Source organism: Nocardia sp. BSTN01 (genome assembly GCF_015354405.1).
In the GTDB taxonomy this organism is placed as follows: Bacteria; Actinomycetota; Actinomycetes; order Mycobacteriales; family Mycobacteriaceae; genus Nocardia.
The window spans coordinates 15102-34516 of sequence record NZ_JADKYP010000034.1; the positions used below are offsets into that span (position 1 = coordinate 15102).

The 19415-nt window shown below is 68.8% G+C and carries 20 protein-coding genes and 1 pseudogene; 7 read left to right on the forward strand and 14 right to left on the reverse strand.

Going from position 1 to position 19415, the window contains the following annotated elements:
- Window positions 1-59 precede the first annotated feature (59 nt).
- Both IRT45_RS23955 and IRT45_RS23960 read left to right on the forward strand, forming a co-directional pair.
- Entirely contained in the window at window positions 60-1568 is a 1509-nt protein-coding gene (locus IRT45_RS23955) for a DUF349 domain-containing protein (protein ID WP_194808150.1), read from the forward strand.
- 92 nt (window positions 1569-1660) lie between these two features.
- Window positions 1661-2062 (forward strand): nitroreductase/quinone reductase family protein, encoded by a 402-nt coding sequence (locus IRT45_RS23960; protein WP_194808151.1) that lies wholly within the window; start codon window positions 1661-1663, stop codon window positions 2060-2062.
- Window positions 2063-2073: 11 nt separating this feature from the next.
- Here the strand turns inward: IRT45_RS23960 and IRT45_RS23965 are convergent, their stop codons facing one another.
- On the reverse strand, window positions 2074-2658 hold the full coding sequence (locus IRT45_RS23965; RefSeq protein ID WP_194808195.1) for a hypothetical protein: 585 nt from the start codon (window positions 2656-2658) through the stop codon (window positions 2074-2076).
- Window positions 2659-2785: 127 nt separating this feature from the next.
- The gene (gene miaB / locus IRT45_RS23970) at window positions 2786-4405 is read right to left on the reverse strand and encodes a tRNA (N6-isopentenyl adenosine(37)-C2)-methylthiotransferase MiaB (RefSeq protein ID WP_194808196.1); all 1620 of its coding nucleotides are present in this window, start codon (window positions 4403-4405) and stop codon (window positions 2786-2788) included.
- Between the two features lie 287 nt (window positions 4406-4692).
- Between miaB and IRT45_RS23975 the strand changes: the two genes are divergently transcribed.
- From IRT45_RS23975 to IRT45_RS23990, 4 genes are all read left to right on the forward strand, one after another.
- Window positions 4693-5421 (forward strand): amino acid ABC transporter ATP-binding protein, encoded by a 729-nt coding sequence (locus IRT45_RS23975; protein ID WP_194808197.1) that lies wholly within the window; start codon window positions 4693-4695, stop codon window positions 5419-5421.
- Between the two features lie 31 nt (window positions 5422-5452).
- Complete coding sequence (locus IRT45_RS23980) at window positions 5453-6283, forward strand: glutamate ABC transporter substrate-binding protein (protein WP_194808152.1); 831 nt, start codon at window positions 5453-5455, stop codon at window positions 6281-6283.
- Between the two features lie 66 nt (window positions 6284-6349).
- Window positions 6350-7036 carry an amino acid ABC transporter permease gene (locus IRT45_RS23985; RefSeq protein WP_094024387.1) on the forward strand — a complete coding sequence of 229 codons (687 nt, stop codon included), beginning with the start codon at window positions 6350-6352 and terminating at the stop codon, window positions 7034-7036.
- Window positions 7033-7938, forward strand: a complete 906-nt coding sequence (locus tag IRT45_RS23990; RefSeq protein WP_194808153.1) for an amino acid ABC transporter permease — start codon at window positions 7033-7035, stop codon at window positions 7936-7938. The genes IRT45_RS23985 and IRT45_RS23990 overlap by 4 nt, the downstream gene beginning before the upstream one ends.
- A gap of 220 nt (window positions 7939-8158) precedes the next feature.
- Here IRT45_RS23990 and IRT45_RS23995 read toward each other — a convergent pair whose 3' ends face one another.
- From IRT45_RS23995 to IRT45_RS37835, 6 genes and pseudogenes are all read right to left on the reverse strand, one after another.
- Window positions 8159-8359: a DUF6186 family protein gene (locus IRT45_RS23995; protein WP_194808154.1), complete on the reverse strand. Its 201-nt coding sequence runs from the start codon at window positions 8357-8359 to the stop codon at window positions 8159-8161.
- Window positions 8356-8760 carry a hypothetical protein gene (locus tag IRT45_RS24000; protein WP_194808155.1) on the reverse strand — a complete coding sequence of 135 codons (405 nt, stop codon included), beginning with the start codon at window positions 8758-8760 and terminating at the stop codon, window positions 8356-8358. The genes IRT45_RS23995 and IRT45_RS24000 overlap by 4 nt, the downstream gene beginning before the upstream one ends.
- Window positions 8761-9310: 550 nt before the next feature.
- Window positions 9311-9670, reverse strand: coding sequence for a hypothetical protein (locus IRT45_RS38075; protein WP_375540148.1), 360 nt, complete (start codon window positions 9668-9670; stop codon window positions 9311-9313).
- Between the two features lie 237 nt (window positions 9671-9907).
- Window positions 9908-10501: pseudogene (gene recX / locus IRT45_RS38080) on the reverse strand (recombination regulator RecX); the annotation flags it as partial.
- An 831-nt stretch (window positions 10502-11332) separates the two neighbouring features.
- Complete coding sequence (gene recA / locus IRT45_RS24010) at window positions 11333-12376, reverse strand: recombinase RecA (protein WP_025351561.1); 1044 nt, start codon at window positions 12374-12376, stop codon at window positions 11333-11335.
- 283 nt (window positions 12377-12659) lie between these two features.
- Window positions 12660-13694, reverse strand: coding sequence for an Lrp/AsnC family transcriptional regulator (locus IRT45_RS37835; protein WP_309241129.1), 1035 nt, complete (start codon window positions 13692-13694; stop codon window positions 12660-12662).
- Between the two features lie 96 nt (window positions 13695-13790).
- On the opposite strand from IRT45_RS37835, the gene IRT45_RS24020 reads away from it, so the two are divergent.
- Window positions 13791-15200 (forward strand): MFS transporter, encoded by a 1410-nt coding sequence (locus tag IRT45_RS24020; RefSeq protein WP_194808156.1) that lies wholly within the window; start codon window positions 13791-13793, stop codon window positions 15198-15200.
- 89 nt (window positions 15201-15289) lie between these two features.
- Here IRT45_RS24020 and IRT45_RS24025 read toward each other — a convergent pair whose 3' ends face one another.
- From IRT45_RS24025 to IRT45_RS24050, 6 genes are all read right to left on the reverse strand, one after another.
- Window positions 15290-15763, reverse strand: coding sequence for a nuclear transport factor 2 family protein (locus IRT45_RS24025; protein WP_194808157.1), 474 nt, complete (start codon window positions 15761-15763; stop codon window positions 15290-15292).
- 67 nt (window positions 15764-15830) lie between these two features.
- The gene (locus IRT45_RS24030; RefSeq protein WP_194808158.1) at window positions 15831-16025 is read right to left on the reverse strand and encodes a DUF3046 domain-containing protein; all 195 of its coding nucleotides are present in this window, start codon (window positions 16023-16025) and stop codon (window positions 15831-15833) included.
- Window positions 16026-16076: 51 nt separating this feature from the next.
- A complete protein-coding gene (locus tag IRT45_RS24035) occupies window positions 16077-17240 on the reverse strand; it encodes a glycosyltransferase (RefSeq protein ID WP_194808159.1) in 1164 nt (387 codons plus the stop codon).
- 108 nt (window positions 17241-17348) lie between these two features.
- Window positions 17349-18059: a PIG-L deacetylase family protein gene (locus tag IRT45_RS24040; protein WP_194808160.1), complete on the reverse strand. Its 711-nt coding sequence runs from the start codon at window positions 18057-18059 to the stop codon at window positions 17349-17351.
- 137 nt (window positions 18060-18196) lie between these two features.
- Window positions 18197-18370 carry a hypothetical protein gene (locus IRT45_RS24045; RefSeq protein ID WP_030513209.1) on the reverse strand — a complete coding sequence of 58 codons (174 nt, stop codon included), beginning with the start codon at window positions 18368-18370 and terminating at the stop codon, window positions 18197-18199.
- Between the two features lie 213 nt (window positions 18371-18583).
- Window positions 18584-19375 (reverse strand): hypothetical protein, encoded by a 792-nt coding sequence (locus IRT45_RS24050; RefSeq protein WP_194808161.1) that lies wholly within the window; start codon window positions 19373-19375, stop codon window positions 18584-18586.
- Window positions 19376-19415: the final 40 nt, after the last annotated feature.

The window sequence follows — 19415 nt, forward strand, 5'->3', positions numbered from 1 at the left end:
GAATGGGATCTGCTAGGGCGTAACCAGGCAGCCGTGACGCGCGGCAGGGATGAGGAGCGATGACCGACAACAGCGGAACCGAGAAGGCAGTGCATCCGGAAACCGGCGCGGCGCAGCAGTCCAGCAATCCCGCCGCGAAGCGTCCGACTCCGGCCGATGCCGCCCCGAAACCCGGCGCGGCGCCACGCCCCGGAGTACCCAAGCCGGGGGCACCCAAACCCCCCGCGGCGCAGCGAACCGAACCGGCGGCGAAACCCGCGGCAACGCATCACGTCAAACCGGCTCCCATCCCCGGCCCCGCGCATGAGCATCCGCATCCGGTGGTCGTGCCTACCGTCAGCGATCCCAGCGAATGGGGCCGGGTCGACGACGACGGCACCGCCTGGGTCAAGACCGCCGGCGGCGAACGCGTCGTCGGCTCGTGGCAGGCCGGTGACGCCGCCGAGGGGCTCGCGCATTTCGGGCGTCGCTTCGACGATCTGGCCACCGAGGTCGCGCTGCTCGAGGCTCGCCTCGCGGCCGGCACGGACGCCCGCAAGACCAAGGCCGCGGCCGTCGCGCTCGCCGACTCCCTGCCCACCGCGGCCGTGATCGGCGATGTGGACGGTCTGGCGCAGCGCCTGCAGGCGATCATCGAACATTCCGACGAGGCGGCCGCCCACGCCAAGGAGGAGAAGGAACGCACCCGGCACGAGCACACCGAGCGCAAGGAGGCGCTGTGCGCGGAGGCCGAGCAGATCGCCGCCGAATCCACCCAGTGGAAGGCGGCCGGTGACCGGCTGCGCGAAATCCTCGAGGAGTGGAAGTCCATCCGCGGGGTGGACCGCAAGGTCGACGATGCGCTGTGGCGTCGCTTCTCCAAGGCGCGCGAGGCGTTCAACCGCCGCCGGGGCGCGCACTTCGCCGAACTCGATCGCGAACGCGCCGCGGCGAAGGCTCGCAAAGAGGAGCTGTGCGCGCGCGCCGAGGAGCTGTCCGATTCCACCGACTGGGTGGGCACGGCCGCGGTCTTCCGCGATCTGCTGACCGAATGGAAGGCGGCCGGGCGCGCCCCCCGCGAGGCCGACGAACAGCTGTGGCGGCGTTTCAAGAGCGCCCAGGACGTGTTCTTCGCCGCCCGCAATGCCGCCGCCTCCGAACGCGATGCCGAATTCGGGCAGAACGCGGCGGCCAAGGAGGAGCTGCTGCACCACTACGAGGACCGCATCCCCGAGCACATCGAACCCGACTCCGCGACACTGGATTCCGCCCGCGCGGCCCTGCGCGAACTGCAGGAGCGGTGGGACGCGATCGGCAAGGTGCCGCGCGAGCGCATGCACGAACTCGAGGGCAAACTGCGGTCGCTGGAGAAGCGGGTGCGCGAGGCGGTGGACGCCCAGTGGCGGCGCACCGATCCCGAAGCGATGGCGCGCGCGGCGCAGTTCCGTGAGCGGGTCGCCCAGTTCGAGGAGCAGGCAGCCAAGGCCGAGGCCGCGGGCCGCCCGCGCGATGCCGAGAAGGCGCTCGAACAGGCCAAGCAATGGCGTGAATGGGCCGATGCGGCGGAGGGCGCGGTCAGCCGGCGCTGAGACGTTCGTCGCCGGTCGGCGGTGTCGAGTTCGCCGCCGACCGGCCGGTGTGAGCCGCATCTGCCCGCAGCGATCCGGACGAGGAGCCGACCATGGATGTCCGCGAGATCAATCGAGGCGTCATCGAGCAGTTCCGGGCCGGGGGCCCGATCGAGGGGATGCACCGGGAGCGTCTGGTGCTGCTCACCACCACCGGCCGCCGGTCCGGGACGCCCCACACCACGCCGATGATGTTCCATCCCGACGGCGACCGGCTGCTCGTCGTCGCCTCGAACGTGGGCGCCCCGCAGCATCCGGACTGGTATCTGAATCTCGTCGCCGATCCGGCGGTGACGGTCGAGGTCGACCGGGAGACCTATCCGGCCACCGCCCTACCGTTGCGGGGCCCCGACTACGACCGGGCGTGGACCGAGCTCACCGCGTTGTACCCGTTCTTCGCCGAGCACGCGAAGAAGACCGAGCGCACCATCCCCGTGGTGGCGCTGCAGCGCTGACGGCCGGCGAGCTATTTGTCGTCGTCGCCGAACAGCCGGCGACGGTCCTGCTCTTCCTTTTCGGCGGCCGCGATACGCCGGCGCTCCTCGGCCTCGAGCTGGAGCGCGGTGCGGCTCCACACCACGCGTAACCAGTGGAAGGTCAGCACGACGATCGCGATCGTGGCCAGGATCAGTCCGATGCCGGGTCCCGCGCCGTGGTAGTTGCCGAGGCCGGGGGTCTGGCGGTGCCAGATCGAGAGAACTCCGAACACACTGCCCACCGCGGATCCGGCGACCGCCACCCACGCCAGCGCCCAGCGGCGGGTGACCAGCGCGAGCGACGAGAATCCGATTCCGAAGATCACCACGAACCATTCGAAGACCCGCGACGGCAGCCCGATGTGCTCGTCCTGCGCGTGGGTGTCGAAGGCCAGCACGTCGAGGCCCCGGGCGGCGCCGGCGTGCGGCAGGATCAGCGACAGCAGCAGCACGAAGACCGCGATCGCGACCACCATGGCGCGCGTCCCGGGGTCGATCTCGCCGGCGATCTTGCGTTCGACGGCCTCGAGGTCGCCGCGGAACTGTTCGAAGACCTTCGACTCGGCGGGGTTCATGCTCTCCTCATTCGGCTCGGTCGCGTCGTTCGGCTCGTCCGCCGGCTGCTGCGGCGCGGGCGAGGCGTCGCCGGAGCGCTCCGGCGTGACATCGCGATCGGCATCCTCGTTCCCGCGTTCGGCCATGTCAGACCCCGCATCCGGTGTCACAACCGGCCGTCGCCGGCAGCGTCTCACAACCGGCGGCCGCCGGCAGCGGTTCCGGCGCGCCGATCCGCGGCAGCCCCAAACCCACTCCGATCGGTGCGGTCTTGGGCAGCACACCGCGTTCGTGCGCGTCGCCGGCGCGGGTGCGTCGGTGGCTGTGGATCGGGCCGTCGGCGATGAGGTGGTGCGGCGCCGCCTCGGTGATGTCGACGGTGACGATATCGCCGGGCCGGATCGCCGCCTCGCCGGGCCGGAAGTGCACCAGGCGGCCGTCGCGCGCCCGGCCGCTCATCCGCGCGGTGGCCGCGTTCTTCTTGCCGGCCCCCTCGGCGACCAGCAGTTCGACCTCGGTGCCGATCAGCGCGCGATTGGCCTCCAGGGAGATCTGTTCCTGCAGCTCGATCAGCCGGTCGTAGCGCTCCTGGACCACCGCCTTGGGCACCTGATCGGCCATGGTGGCCGCGGGCGTGCCGGGACGGATCGAATACTGGAAGGTGAAGGCGCTGGTGAAACGGGCTTCCCGGACCACATCCAGGGTCTCCTGGAAATCCTCCTCGGTTTCCCCGGGGAAACCGACGATGATGTCGGTGGTGATCGCGGCATGCGGCATCGCGGCGCGCACCTTCTCGATGATGCCGAGGTAGCGGTCCTTGCGGTAGGACCGGCGCATCGCCTTGAGCACCCGGTCCGAACCCGATTGCAGCGGCATGTGCAGCTGCGGGCATACGTTCGGGGTCTGCGCCATCGCCTCGATGACGTCGTCGGTGAATTCCGCCGGATGCGGCGAGGTGAACCGCACCCGCTCGAGCCCGTCGATGCTGCCGCAGGCGCGCAGCAGTTTCGCGAAGGCGCCGCGATCGCGGTGTTCGGGCGAGAAGTCGGCCGGATGTCCGTGCGGCAGTGCGGGTTCGGCGAAGTTCACACCGTAGGAGTTGACGTTCTGCCCGAGCAGCGTCACCTCGAGCACGCCCTGATCCACCAGCGCCTGCACCTCGGCCAGCACATCGCCGGGCCGCCGGTCGACCTCCTTGCCGCGCAGCGAGGGCACGATGCAGAACGTGCAGGTGTTGTTGCACCCCACCGAGATCGACACCCAACCGGCGTAGGCGGATTCGCGGCGAGCGGGCAGCGTGGACGGGAACGCCTCCAGCGATTCCAGGATTTCGACCTGCGCCCGCTCGTTGTGGCGGGCACGTTCGAGCAACACCGGCAACGAGCCGATGTTGTGGGTGCCGAAGACGACGTCCACCCAGGGCGCCTTGCGCACGACGGTGTCGCGGTCCTTCTGCGCCAGGCAGCCGCCGACCGCGATCTGCATACCGGGCCGCTCGGCCTTGATCGGCGCCAGATGTCCGAGCGTTCCGTAGAGTTTGTTGTCGGCGTTCTCGCGCACCGCGCAGGTGTTGAACACCACCAGATCGGCGGTCTGCCCGCCCGTGGCCTTGGTGTATCCGGCGTCCTCGAGCAGGCCCGACAACCGTTCGGAGTCGTGCACGTTCATCTGGCAGCCGTAGGTGCGCACCTCGTAGGTCCGCGGCGACTGCGGATCGGTGGCCGAACCGGGGGCGCGTCCCGCAGCCGAATGTGCTGCAACCTGCATGGACGAATTCACGGGTCCAGGGTAGACGCTGTGCGAATTCGGACGCCCACCCCGGTCGCCACGATCGGGACGTCGTGACGCCGGTCACTCGGCCGCGCGCCCAGGTCACCACCGGGTTAAGCGCAGGCGGCGACGGCGCGACGCACGCGCTAAAAGTGCGCATTTCGCGCAGGACCGCTCTAGGGTCGACTGTCATGACCGATGCTGCCGACGCAACACCCGGCATTGCCAGCGCTGGGAACACCTCCGACCCGGGCGCTGCCACCGCGTCGCCGACCGTTCCGCCGATGATCTCGATGCGCAACGTGGACAAGCACTTCGGTGATCTGCATGTGCTGCGTGAGGTGAATCTGGAAGTGCCGCGCGGCCAGGTGGTGATCGTTCTCGGCCCGTCCGGGTCCGGCAAATCCACGTTGTGCCGCACCGTCAATCGGCTCGAGCCGATCGATTCCGGCACCATCGCCGTCGACGGCGTCGAGTTACCCGCCGAGGGTCGCGCCCTGGCGAAGTTGCGCGCCGACGTGGGCATGGTGTTCCAGTCGTTCAATCTGTTCGCGCACAAGACGATTCTGGACAACGTGATGCTCGGCCCGGTCAAGGTCCGCCGCATCGACAAGAAGCAGGCCCGCGCGCGGGCGCTGGAACTGCTCGATCGGGTCGGCATCGCCGATCAGGCCGACAAGTATCCGGCGCAGCTGTCGGGCGGTCAGCAGCAGCGCGTGGCCATCGCCCGGGCATTGGCGATGAATCCGAAGGTGATGCTGTTCGACGAACCCACCTCCGCCCTGGATCCGGAAATGGTCAACGAGGTGCTGGAGGTGATGGTCGCCCTGGCCAAGGAGGGCATGACGATGCTGGTGGTCACGCACGAGATGGGATTCGCCCGCCGCGCCGGAGACCGCGTGCTGTTCATGGCCGACGGCCGGATCGTCGAGGACGCCGCGCCCGAAACCTTCTTCACCGCACCCGCTTCCGAGCGAGCCAAGGATTTCCTGGGCAAAATTCTGAGCCATTGATCGCTGTTCACGACGAGAGAGAAGGCATTCGATGAGGATCACCCGAGCGCTGCGATTCGGCATCGGCGCGCTGGCCATCGCGGTCGTCGCCGGCGGATGCGGCGGCGGCAGCAATAAAACCGCCACCGAACACGCGTCGGAAGGCAAACTCACCATCGGCATCAAATTCGATCAGCCGGGTCTGGGCCTGCGCAATCGGGACGGGTCGTTCTCCGGATTCGACGTGGACGTGGCGACCTACGTCGCCGGGAAACTCGGCGTGAGCCCGGACAAGATCACCTTCAAGGAGGCGCCGTCCGCGCAACGCGAGACGCTGATCCAGAACGGGCAGGTGGATTATGTGGTCGCCACCTATTCGATCACCGATCAGCGCAAGCAGAAGGTCGACTTCGCCGGGCCGTATTACGTTGCGGGCCAATCCTTGCTGGTACGCGCCGACAACACCGAGATCACGGGTCCGGAATCGCTGAAGGGCGGCAAGAAACTCTGCTCGGTGAAGGGATCCACGCCGGCGCAGAACATTCAGAAGAATTTCGCCAACGATGTGCAGCTGCAGGAATACGACACCTATTCGCTGTGTGTGGAGGCGCTGAAATCCGGGGCGGTGGACGCGGTGACCACCGACAACATCATTCTGGCCGGTTACGCCGCGCAGTCGCCGGGCCAGTTGAAGGTGGTCGGACAGCCGTTCACGACCGAGAACTACGGCATCGGCCTGAAGAAGGGCGACAAGGACTCTCGCGACAAGATCAACAATGCGATCGAGTCGATGATCAACGACGGGTCCTGGAAGGCCTCGCTGGAGAAGAACTTCGGCAACGCCTTCCCGATCCCGTCGCCGCCGCAGGTCGACCGCTACTGATTCGGCACGGGTTCCGGCAGCGCCGGAACCCCGTCCGGCACAGAGAAGTAGGAGGGCGCGTCCACCGTGTTCGACTTGATCTCCCGATACGACAATCAGCTGTGGGACGCCTTCTGGGTGACCATCAAACTGACCGTGTTCTCCGCGATCGGGGCGCTGATCATCGGCACCCTGGTGGCGGCGATGCGGGTGTCGCCGATTCCGGTGGCGCGGTGGATCGGGACGGCGTATGTGACCATTTTCCGCAATACCCCGCTCACCCTCATTCTGGTGTTCTGTTCACTCGGCCTCTACACCACCCTCGGCATCAAGCTCGCAAGTGAGAGTTCGGGACTGGACTTCCTGCCCACCAACAACTTTCGCTTCGCCGTCCTCGGCTTGAGTGTGTATACGGCGTCGTTCGTGTGTGAATCGCTGCGCGCGGGAATCAACACCGTGCCGCTGGGGCAATCCGAGGCGGGACGGTCACTGGGCCTGACCTTCGGCCAGAATCTGCGACATGTGGTGTTGCCGCAGGCCTTTCGGTCGGTGATCGCGCCGCTGGGCAGCGTACTGATCGCGTTGACGAAGAATTCCACCATCGCCTCGGCGATCGGCGTGGCCGAGGCGGCGGCGCTGATGGCATCCATGAACGAGACCGAGGCCGATATTCTCGCCATCGGCGCGATCTTCGCCCTCGGTTTCGTCATTCTCACACTGCCCACCGGATTGCTGTTCGGCTGGCTGGCCAAGCGATTCGAGGTGAAGCGATGAGTGCGAACGCCTCGGTCCTCTACGACGTCCCCGGCCCGAAGGCGCGCCGGCGGCATGCGATGTATTCGGTGCTGGTGCTGGCGGTTCTGGTGGTGCTCGGCTGGCTGGTGTGGCGGGCGTTCGACGAGAAGGGCCAGCTCACCGCCGAGAAGTGGAAGCCGTTCGTAGAGTCGGAAGTCTGGCAGACCTATATCCTGCCCGGCTTGCGCGGCACCGTGGTCGCGGCCGCGCTGGCGATCGTGTTCGCGATGGTGATCGGCGTGATCTTCGGCTTGCTGCGCCTGTCCGACCATCGCGTCGTGCGGTGGGTGGCGGGGACGATCGTCGAGGTGGCCCGGGCCATCCCGGTGCTGATCCTGATGATCTTCCTCTACAACTGGTTCGCCAAGGACAATCTGTTCGCCTCCGACCAGCTGGCGCTGGCGGCCGTGGTGATCGCGCTGACCGTGTACAACGGGTCGGTGATCGCCGAGATCGTGCGCTCGGGCATTCGGTCGCTGCCGCGTGGGCAGACCGAGGCGGCGCAGGCCCTGGGATTGCGCAAAGGTCAGATGCTGCGAATGATCCTGCTGCCGCAGGCGGTGACGGCGATGCTGCCGGCGCTGATCTCGCAGATGGTCGTGGCGCTCAAGGACACCGCGCTGGGCTACCAGATCACCTATCAGGAGATCGTGCGCCAGGGTCAGCAGCTGGGCGCGGCCGAACAGAACACCGTGCCGGCGCTGATCGTGGTCGCCGTCATCATGATCGCCCTGAACTGGGCGCTGACCTTCCTCGCCACCAGGGTGGAGCAGCGGCTGCGGTCGCGCCGCCGAGGACGGACGGTGCTGGGTGTGAACTCGGTTCTCACCGATGCCGCGCCGGGCGTGGATCTGTCGCTGAACCGGACCGCGTCCTCGTAACCGGCAGTCCGGCACGAGCGGCGGATGTGGGGGCGCAGGCTGGACGCGGCGGCGGTGTCGTCGTCGTCCTCCGCGGGCAGGGTTGTGCTCGCACCGAGCGCAACCCTCGCACCCGAGGGCTGGATGTTCGATCCTGGGACGCGCACCACCCCGGTCGCCGGGCCACGCCACTCACGGCGGCCGGGGATGGGTGTCCAATCGGCGGCGGCCTTCCCGCGGGCTACCTGGCCAGGAAATGCCAGCCGAGCCATGCCCACAGGATCACCGCGACGAGGCGGGCGGTTCGGGTTCGGGTCAGAAAGCGCACGGTGTCGCCGAGGCCGGCGAACGACAGGCGGCCCACACGGGCCGCTATCGCCGTACCGGTCACGATGACGGCCAGGACCGCGAACCCCGTAATCACCAGTGCACGATCAGTCATTTCCGCACCAGCCACCATCCCGCGCCCAACCAGATCAGCCAACCGATGAAGCGTCCCGGCCCACCCTCCAGCGCGGGGCTGAGCAATGTCGACAGGCTCGGATGGGCAGGGTCCGGCACGAGCAGTGCGGGCTGGGACAGCCAGGCGTACAGCTCCCATGCCAGGACGGCTGCCAGCAGGGTCGACCACACCACAACCGCGCGCCGAACCGGCGGCGTGAACGACATTCGCCGTGTCCCGAGACGAACAGCGCGGACTGCGACCACGACAGCGACACCGGCGACCAGCACCGTCGCGGCAATGCTGAACGGGCGGGTGAACGACCCCGCCACCGCCACCCCGACCCAGACGGCCGCCGGACCGACGCGTCGCCATCCGTTGCCACGCACGTCGGTGGTCATCAGCGCAGCATAGGACCTGTGCTGGAGACCCGTCGAGCCGAATGCCCTCGGCGTTTTCGGCATGAGCGCGGTGTGCCGCCGAATCGAATTCGGGACCGGATCGAGGCCTACGGTGGTTGACCTGCGCGGCGATCGAAAACGCGCCCGGCACGCGAACCGGCATCCCGGTATCGTCGGCGAGCGGCCGCTTCACGGCCGGCGCGGTGAGGGAGCCCGCCGGGGTGCCGATGTGACGCCGTCCATGATCCTGGCGACTCCGGGCCGGAACAGTCGCGGACGGATGCCAGTTGGCTACGGCGACAAGGTTTTCGGAGTCGACTGCCGAGCAAGCCCGCGACCCTCGCCGTCGTCTTTCGGATCGACGGGTATCGGCGCGGCAAGACGTCGCCGAGCACCGTCGCGGTGAAGCTCGTTCCGGCACGTGCGACCCGACGTGCTGAGCCATTGGCTCGCCAGGAAGTCGATGGGCGGGCGGCAGCCGCAGGATTACCCGCTCGGGCGCGGGGGCGACTTCACACCGGTCACTGCGAGCGAGGGGCGGGCTGCGGGTTCAGTCGGGCGGGTAGCCGTGCGCGAGTTCGGCGCGTACGGCGGCGTAGGCGGTCGACTGGCGAAATCCCTGGCGGGCCAGCATGCCGACGAGGCGGTTGACCACCTTGTCCTCGGACAGGTTTCGCGGCATCGTGCGCAGTTTGCGGCGTACCAGTTCCGCGGCTCGCTCCGCCTCGTCGTCGGAATCAGCCGCTACCATATCCGCGTCGGCGCTGTCCTCGGCGACGTCGGCCTTCTCGGCCCGGTTCGGCTGTGGCGCAAAGGTTTGCGCGGTCGCGGCAATTTCGTCTTTCACCACGGCATACGCGATCGACTGCGGGTAACCGCGGCGGGCGAGCATGCCGACCAGCCGCGCCATGGCCTTGTCCTGCGGGATATCACGGGACAGCGATGCGAGCCTTTTCCGTACCAGCTGCGCGGCGTGCTCGGCGCCGGCTGGTGCGGATTGCCGCGACGCCGAGCCGGTCGCGGTGGAGCCGGCTCCTTCCCCGCTCCGGCCCTTTGGTGAATGTTGTTCCACTACAAGGGGATGGGAGCCGTCGGCGGGTTCGTCGCCCGCGACGTGATCTGTGTGCTGGGAGCCGTCGGGTCCACAGCTCTCGGTGGCAACTGCGGCGAGTTCGTCCTTGACGACGGCGTAGGCCATGGACTGGTTGTAGCCGCGGCGGGCGAGCATGCTGACCAGCCGGTTGATCGTTTTGTCGGCGGGGAGGTCCGGCGGCAGGGTGGTGAGTTTGCGGCGGACCAGTTCGGCGGCGCGGGCGCTTTCGTCGGCGGGAGTGATGGCGGCCAGTGCGGGCCCGGCATCGGCGTCGGACACTCCTTTACGTCGAAGTTCTTGCGCGAGAACCTTTTTCCCCTTGCCGGAGAAGGTGTGGCGGGAATGCACCCACTGTTCGGCGAAGGCGGCATCGTCGATCAGTCCGACCTCGGCGAGGCGGTTCAGTGCCCGTTCGGCGACCTCGGGTGCGAACCCTTTGGCCGCCAGTTTGTCCGCCAGTTCGGCGCGGCTGCGCGCCCGATCGGTGAGCAAGCGCAGGCAGATGTCCTTGGCCTGTGCCTCGGTCCCCGCCTTCGGCGCGGCGGACTGCGCGGCGTCGGAACGCTTCCCGCCGTCGGTGTCGGATCGACGCCGCGAACCCCGGCGCCCTCCCCCGTCGGCGCCGTCTCCGCGTGACCGTCTTCTCAAGCCGCGGTCGTTCGCCCCGTCGTCCGACCGCGTATACGCCACGGGGCTGTCGTCCGGATTGAACGAGCCGCTGTCACCACCCAGCGGCTGCCCCTCCGCCCGGTGGGTGCGGCCGGGCCGACGATCCCCGCCGGCACGCTCGTCCCACCCCCGCTGTAGCGCGTCGACCTCGGCCCGCAGTGCGCGAATTCGATTGCGCGCCTGGGAGTCCTGTGTCGCAGACCCTTCACCGGGACGACCGGAGATCGCGGCTTCGACACCCGCCTGTGTCCGCCCCTCAGGCCCGGAACCGTCCCGCGCCTCTAGCCCACCACGACACCGAGCGTCGAGCTCGGAACCGGACGAAACCTCCGGCCCACGACGCCGAGCATCGGGCGCGGAGCCAGAGCGCACCTCCGGCCCACCACGCCGAACCTCGGACTCGGAGCCGGAGCGAAGTTCAGGCGCACCACGACGCCGAGCATCGGGCTCGGAACCGGAGCGCACCTCCGACTCGATGCGGGGCGGAAGCTCGGGCTCGAATACCGGCCGGTCCACGGGTGCGGATGTGTCCGTGTCATCGACCGAATCATGCTGGGGCACCGGGCCGTCATCGGAACGCCATACGCCAGTGGGCGAATCCCCCGCTTCCGGCTTCAATCGGCGACGACGGGGCGAACGGTTCTGTCGGCGAACGGGTTTCGACCATGACTCGTCGTCCGGGTCGCCGGTGTGCCGGGAGCGGGATTCGATGTCTTCCAGTTGCCGCCGCAGGCGTTCGACGGCGTCGAGCCGAGAGGCGCCAGGGTCCGGGAGGGGTGTGGACCCCGGCGCTTCCCGGTGCGGCATCGGTTAGAAGTCGACGGGCGCCTCGGCACCCGCGTCTGCGGTGACGTCGGCACCGATGCCGAGCTTCTCCTTGATCTTCTTCTCGATCTCGTCGCGCACGTCGGTGTTCTCCAGCAGGAACTTGCGGGCGTTCTCCTTGCCCTGGCCGAGCTGATCGCCCTCGTAGGTGTACCAGGAACCGGACTTACGGATGAAGCCCTGATCGACACCCATATCGATGATCGAGCCCTCCTTGGAGATGCCTGCACCGTAGAGGATGTCGAATTCGGCCTGCTTGAACGGCGGCGACACCTTGTTCTTGACGACCTTGACGCGGGTGCGGTTGCCCACCGCGTCGCTGCCGTCCTTCAGCGTCTCGATGCGGCGCACGTCCAGCCGCACCGAGGCGTAGAACTTCAATGCCTTACCACCCGTGGTGGTTTCGGGCGAGCCGAACATCACGCCGATCTTCTCGCGCAGCTGGTTGATGAAGATGGCGGTGGTGCCGGAGTTGTTGAGCGCACTGGTCATCTTGCGCAGCGCCTGGCTCATCAGGCGGGCCTGCAGACCGACGTGGCTGTCGCCCATCTCGCCCTCGATTTCCGCGCGCGGCACCAGGGCCGCGACGGAGTCGATGACGATGATGTCCAGCGCGCCGGAACGCACCAGCATGTCGGCGATCTCCAGAGCCTGCTCACCGGTATCGGGCTGCGACACCAGCAGGGCGTCGGTGTCGACGCCGAGTTTGCGGGCGTATTCCGGATCCAGCGCGTGCTCGGCGTCGATGAAGGCCGCGAGTCCGCCGTTGGCCTGCGCGTTGGCGATGGCGTGCAGGGCGACCGTGGTCTTACCGGAAGATTCCGGACCGTAGATCTCCACGACGCGGCCACGCGGCAGACCGCCGATGCCCAGCGCCACGTCCAGCGCGATCGAACCCGTCGGAATGACCGAGATGGGCTGATGCGCCTCCTCGCCCAGGCGCATGATCGCGCCCTTACCGAAACTCTTCTCGACCTGCGCCAGAGCGAGCTCGAGCGCCTTGTCACGGTCGTAGGCCTGTGGTGCCATCGTCTGTTCCCCTTCTGACGGGTAAGTCTCGTTGTGTGGTTGGCCCCCACGGTAGAGGGCGGCACCGACAAGTTCTGATGGCAAGCTTAGACGAACACGTGTTCGAGGCAAGCGACGCGCCCGCCGACACGCACAGCGACCGCGCAGCCGCACCCCGTGCCCGGCAATCGCCGCGTTATCCGGCCGCTCACACGCCGCGATCGCCTCGAGCTGCGGCTGTGATCACCCCGGCGGCGCGGCCGCGATCTCGCCGGACGCGCGGCACCGAGCCGCTCTGCCACGATCACCGAGTCGCCGTCGGCACCACCGCGATCCGGTCGGTCTGCATCAGCGCCTGCGCCTGTTTCAGCATCCGCAGTGTCGGCGTCACCTCCACGTCGACGATCCCGGCCAGAGCCCCCAGCCGCTCGGTGAGGTAGCGGTACAGGTGCGAGCTGTCGCGGCAGACGATGGAGGAGACCAGATTGGTGGGCCCGGTGGTGGCCGCGACGAACGCCGTCTCCGGATGGGTCGCGATCGCCCGGCCGATGGCGTCGAGTTCGGCCGGATGCGTCCGCACCCACAGCGACGCCCGCACCGCGTATCCCATGCGCTCGACGGCGAAATCGAGATCGAAGTACAGCACGCCCGCCGCCGTCAGCTCGGACATCCGCCGCGCGACCCGGGTTGGGCTCCAGCCGGTTTCGGCCGCCAGCCGGGCATAGGAGGCGCGCCCGTCGCGAGCCAGCAGGGCGAGCAACGCCTCGTCGGCCGCGGACAGCTCCATCGGCGCGTCGGGCCCGCGTCGATCGTTCATCGCGGGCCTCGGCCCCAGCTGTCGCAACTGTTCCGCGGTCAGCAACCGGCTGTAGCGCGGCCACTCCTCCGCGAGCGGGAATCGGTGGATGATCTCGTAGGCCATCAATCCGGTGACCTGACTGGCTCGCGGAAGGACGTTGAGCAGCAACGCGTCTCGCTGTTCGATCGAGCGTGGGCGGCTCACGCAGGTGACCTCCGAACCGGTCGACAGCAGCGCCACCCAGCTCACGTCGGGCAGCCGCGCCAGCGATTCGGCGAGCCGCAGCGCCTTGTCCGGGGTGGACCGCACCCGCAGCATCCAGCGCGTATTCCCCAGCGGCATGGCGTTGACCTGGCCGGAGACGTGCAGGATGCCGCGTTGGCGCATCGACCGATAGCGGCGGGCCACGGTCTGTTCGGAGACACCGAGGATCGTGCCCAGGGTGGCGAACGGGATGCGGGCATCAGTGACCAAGCCGTGCACGATCTGCTTGTCGAGCGGATCGAGAACGGAGGATTCGAGTTCGTCTTCGGGGTTCACAGGCGGAATCTCACATCGACGGCCGGGTAGCTGGATGGATATTCAAACATCTCGCACGCTTGGCGTCGATATCGTTCGCCCTACCCGGAGGTCGCCATGCGGAAATGGCTCCCCTTGTTCGCGGCGTGCCTCGGCACGCTGATGCTGCTCATCGACGTCACCATCGTCAACGTCGCACTCCCCGACATCGCCGCCGATCTCGGCACCGGACTGTCGGGCCTGCAGTGGGTCGTCGACGGCTATGCGCTGGGCTTGGCCGCACTGCTGCTGGTCCTGGGCTCGTTCGCCGATCGGTTCGGCGCCAAACCCACCTATCTCGCGGGCCTCGCGGTCTTCGCCGCCGCCTCACTGGCCTGCGGACTGGCCCAGTCCTCGACCCTGCTGGTGGCCGCGCGGGCCGTGCAGGGCATCGGCGGTGCGGCCATGTTCGCGACCACGCTGTCGCTACTGCACGCCACCTACACCGGCCGTGATCGCGGCACCGCGTTCGGCGCCTGGGGTGCGGTCGCGGGTGCGGCCGCCGGTATCGGTGTGGTGCTCGGCGGGGTGCTGACCGACCTGCTGTCGTGGCGCTGGATCTTCCTGGTGAACCTGCCGATCGCGGCCGTCACCATCGCGCTGTCGCTGTACGCCTTCGGCCCCTCGCCACGCCGCCCCGGCCGCGGCGCGGACCTCGCCGGAATGGCCGCCTTCGCCGTCGCGGCGACCGCGCTGACCTACGGCATCATCCGGGGCGGGGAGGACGGGTGGGGCGACGGCGCGGCAGTCGGCACGCTGATCCTCGGCGCGATCGCGATCGGCTGCTTCGTCCTCGTCGAAGCACGCAGCGCCACACCGATGTTCCCGCTCGCACTGCTGCGCAACCGGGAGTTCGCGGCCACCCTGGTGGCGGCGGCGGGCTTCAATTTCGCCGCCTTCGCGAGCAGCCCCCTCATCTCCCTGTGGCTGCAGCAGTCGTTGCAGCTCAGCCCCCTGCGCGCGGGTCTGTCCATGCTGCCGATGGCGGCGACGGCGTTCGTGGTCTCGGGCGCGTTCGGGCGGTGGCTGCACGACGTGGCGCCCCGCTGGACCATCGGCGGCGGCTTGGTGATCACCGGCATCGGCGCGGGTCTGCTGGGCGTGATCGATGCCGGATCGACCTGGAGTGCACTACTTTTCGGCTACGTGGTCATCGGTGTAGGCATCGGCGTGCTCGCACCGCCGCTGGTGGCGGTCGCGATGGCCGCGGTGCCCCCGCAGCAGAGCGGCACGGCAGCCGGAGCGGTGAACACCGCCCGTCAACTGGGCCTGGCACTCGGGGTCGCGGTACTCGGCACGGTATTCCGCAGCTCGGCGGGTGAAGGCCGGATGACGGTGTCGCAGTTCGTGTCCGGACTGGACGCCGCCGTCGCGGTGGCAGCGGGGGTGGGCATCGTTCTCGGCCTCATCGCCTTCGCCCTGTTCCGTCCTCGTACCCGGACCGCCCAGACCGCGGAACCCGCCGCCACAGAGATCCCGGTCGGCTGAATCGGCGCCGCCGCGGCGCAGTGGCGATTCCGCGCCGCGGCGCAGTGCTGATTCCGCGCCGCGCAGTACCGATTCCCGGAAAGGCGCGCTCACCCTTGGGGTCCGAGCCCCGCCGGAAGACGCGGCGGGGTGCCCTGAGTCCAGGTGATGCGCAGCGACGACGCCCGGATCCGCCAGCCCTCGGCCGTCCGGACCAATTCGGTGTCGGCATGGCCGGCAGAGATGAAAACCGCCTCGGAACCACCGGCGAGCACGTGGGTGCTGAGCTGAGCGCCGCGCGCCGTGGCGCGGTCGCCGTCGAGTTCGATCACCGCGTTGGTTCCCAGATGAACGGTCCGGTCGAACAGCGCCATCCCGCGCCGGATGTGCGCGAGCACGGCGTCGCGGCCGTGGACGGTGCCGATCGGCATCTCCGCGGTCGCGTCCTCGGTGTAGTAGGTCCGCGCCCACCGGTCGTCGAACACACCGTCGTCGAGCGAACGCAGGTAGCGGTCGAGGAGGCCGGTTATCTCGGACCGGTCCAGTAGTTCCCGAATCCTGTTCTCGGTGATCTCGGTATCCATGCGACCACCCTGCAACCTCGAGCGAGCTCGAGGTCAAGGCCGGTGTGACGCAGTCGACCGCTACCGGTCACCAGCGGGTCTTCGGTACGTCGAATTCGGCGCACAGGGCACGCCAGACCTCGCGAGGGTCGATGCCGTCCTCGATCGCCTGGGCGCCGGTACGGCCGTTCATCGAGGGCAGGACATGATCGGCCAGCAGCAGGTCGCCGCGGGCTACGCCGAATTCGGTATGCAAGAGTTCCTGAAATTCAGTCAACCGCACCGTGCCGAGGGTACCGGTCGCCCAGCCTACGCACCGCCGACGGTGGCGCGGTCAGCTCGCGCGCGCCCGGTCCAGCGTGCGATGACAGATGTCGATCGGATCGGCGACATCGGAGGCGGTGGCCGCGGCCGCCGCAGCGGCCTCGCGGTAGGACTCGTCGCCGAGGACGGTGTGCACCGCAGCACGCAGCGATTCGGGGGTGAACGGCCGCACCAGCAGCGAACTTCCTTGGCGGACCACACGATTGGCGAGTTCCCATTGATCGCCACCACCGGGCACGGTCACGATCGGCACGCCGGCGAGCAGAGTTTTGGCCAGCAACCCGTGCCCTCCGCCGCCGACCACCACGGCGGCATGGCGCAACAGTTCGTCCTGCCGTCCCAGCCCGGCCGTCGCCCACGGCGGAAGGTCCCCCGGCGGCGTATCGAGCATCGAGATCGCCATGCGCACATCGCTGTCCGCGAGCGCCTCCAGCGCACCGGTGGCCAGATCACCGAATCCGGTCCGGGCCGTGGACGGCGCGACCACGACCAGCGGCCGGTCGCCGGGTGGCGGCGCCAGCACCTCCGACGTCGGCTCCCACAGCAGCGGCCCCACCACGTGCGCGTCCTCCGGCCAATCTGGCCGATCGACCTCCAGAGCGGGCAGTGTGGCGATCAACCGGGCATCCGGGCCCGGATCCAGCTCCGGCAGCCCCACGCTCGCCCGCGCCGCCCCCCGCTGCCGATCGCCGCGGGTGATCGCGCGCGCCGTCAACCCGCGCAGCACCGTATCGCGCATCCGCCCACGCAAACCCTCACCCGGCGCGAGCCCACTACCGATGGGCGGCAACGCTTTCGACGGCAGATACAGCGGATGCGGCGACAGCTCGACCCACGGCACCCCCAGCCGTTCCGCGGCCATCCCGCCGCCGGCGGTGAGCACATCCGAGACCACCAGCTCCGGCAACATCGCACTGAGATCGGGCAGGATCTCCGTGGAGATATGAGCCGCTCGGTCATGGATACGCGCACCCGCGTCGGCGTCGTCGTCCTGCGGGCGCGGCGCCAAACCCTTCAACCGCCGCACCGCGATCCCCGCCTCGCGCGCCGCATCGAACCAGCGCGGACTGGTGAACAACACCGGATCATCGCCCGCCTGGAGAAACCGCAGGCACAGCGCGATCGCCGGAAACGCGTGACCCGGATCCGGACCCGCGACGACAGCCACTCGCATGCGCCCCACCCTGCCATACCCCGCTACCACCCGATGCCGGGCGGGCACAGCTACCCGACGGTCATGAACGCCGTCCGAGCCGATCGTGGCCGCTCACAGTACCGGCGATCAGTCGGCGAAGTGGTACAGCTCGAACCCGACCGCCCGCTCGGCAGCGAAACCGGCATGCGGCCCCGTGGCCCGATCCACGATGGCGCGAGCCTGTTCCGCCACCGGCTCGTCACTGAGCGCGCTCAGGTAGCGGCTGTGCTGCATCAGCGAATCCACCGCCGCCCGAACGGTATCGGTGACATCCACCGCATGCGTCACCACCGGACCCACCACCGCGGCCCAGCGCGGCGTCCAGATCGGCAATTCGGCCAGCTCCGGAAAGATCCACTCGTTGCCCGCATCCGAGATCGCGTCCAGCGCACTGCGCCCCACCGCGCGATGGTCGGCGCTGTTCGCAAATCCGGGCGCCCACGTGTCGCCGAAATTGAACAACACCACCATCTCCGGACGATGCCGCCGGATCGCCGCGGCCAGATCGCGGCGCAAACCGAGCCCACCCTCGATCCGCCCGTCCGGATAGCCCAGGAACTCCACCTCCTCGACACCGACCGCGCGTGCCGAAGCGATCTCCTCCTGCTGCCGCAACGGGCCACACTCGGCCGGCGGCAGGCCCGCTATCCCGGCCTCACCGCTGGTGGCCAGCAGATACCGGATGGCCTTACCCTGCTTCGTCCAGCGAGCCACCGCGGCCGCGGCACCGTACTCGATATCGTCGGGATGGGCGACGATCACCAGACCGCGCTCCCAATCCTCGGGTAGATGTAACATTCGCCTCCGCTTCGCTCCGGCGGGTTCGAGGTGCACCGTTTTCCGAAACGCTAACACGAGCGGGTTCTCGGCTCATCCACCGCGAAACAGCAACGGGCCGTTCGGCTTTCGTACCGAACGGCCCGGGTTGTGGCTCGCTACAGTTTGGTGACCGTCGACTTGTTCGAGCCGGAGACGGCCTTGTACAGCAGGTACAGGCCGAAGACCACGACGCTGATCATCAGGATCGGGAACAGCGCCTTGACCAGCGCGCCGATCACGATCAGCGCCAGCCACACGAGCGCGACGACGCCCAGAATCTTCCAGAACATGTCCATTCCTCCCGAAGGTTTCCGAACCGCCGTCAGCGCGATCCGACTCCTCCATACTGTCAACTCGGCGCCGGAAAATCACCAGGTCACGACCGATATCCGGGAAATCTCAGGGTGAACCCCTAGCCGGATCACCCGCGAGGATCGGTCCGCGAACCGGATATCGCTCCCGTGCGGTGCGCGAAGGACCGGATGCCGCCGAGGCGGCGGCGTTCAGTGCCGGTCGGCGAGGTCGGTCAGCGCCTGGGCCCAGCCGTCCAGGCGGTCGGCCGCCTCGCGCACGGTGAACATGGCCCAGCCGAAGTCGTCCGCCGGTGTCTCGGCTGCGCTCGCTCCGGCCGCCAGCATCTGCCCGGCGGCGGCGACGATCTGCTCGTATTCGGTCACGCCGGCTTCCAGCCGGTCGACCATCGCACCCGCCTGCTGCCGCAAGCCAGCCCCGGCATGCGAGGTCGCGACCACTTCGAGCGCCTTCTCCATCGCGGCGATGTCCCCGGCGAGAGCGTGCAGGGCGGCCGCCCCTGATTCCGCGGTCGCCACGGTGTCGGCGAAATCGTCGGCCGGCACTCGGCCGCTCGCCTCGATCTGACGGCCGAGAGCGTGAAAGGCCCGTTCCGCCCGGACCAGCCGGGCGATGGGCGCCCGCGCCGCGGACTGCACCGCGGGCAGCCGACGCGGTACGAACGTCGCGGGCGGCAACGGGTTTCGACGCAACTCCAGGTATCGGCGGGTGCTCACCGCCGCGCCGGTCACGAGGGCGGCCGCACCGCCACCGACCACGACAACCGCCCACACGGGCGCTGAGATCGCCACCAGTCCGGCCGTTCCCAGCGCGGTCACGCCCGAGGCCGCGCTCCAGCGGAGGCTGCGCCGCCGCACCCGCCGCCGGCGGCGAAGTTCCCGCTCCCGCGGGTCGGCCCATTTCCGGACCGCATGTAAGGCGAATTCCCCGGCGTCGCGCAACGCACCCGGAACCCGCCTGGCGCGTGCGAGTTGATCGTCCACGGTCGGGCTGTGCGTCGACGGTTCCCGGAACGCGCTCGGG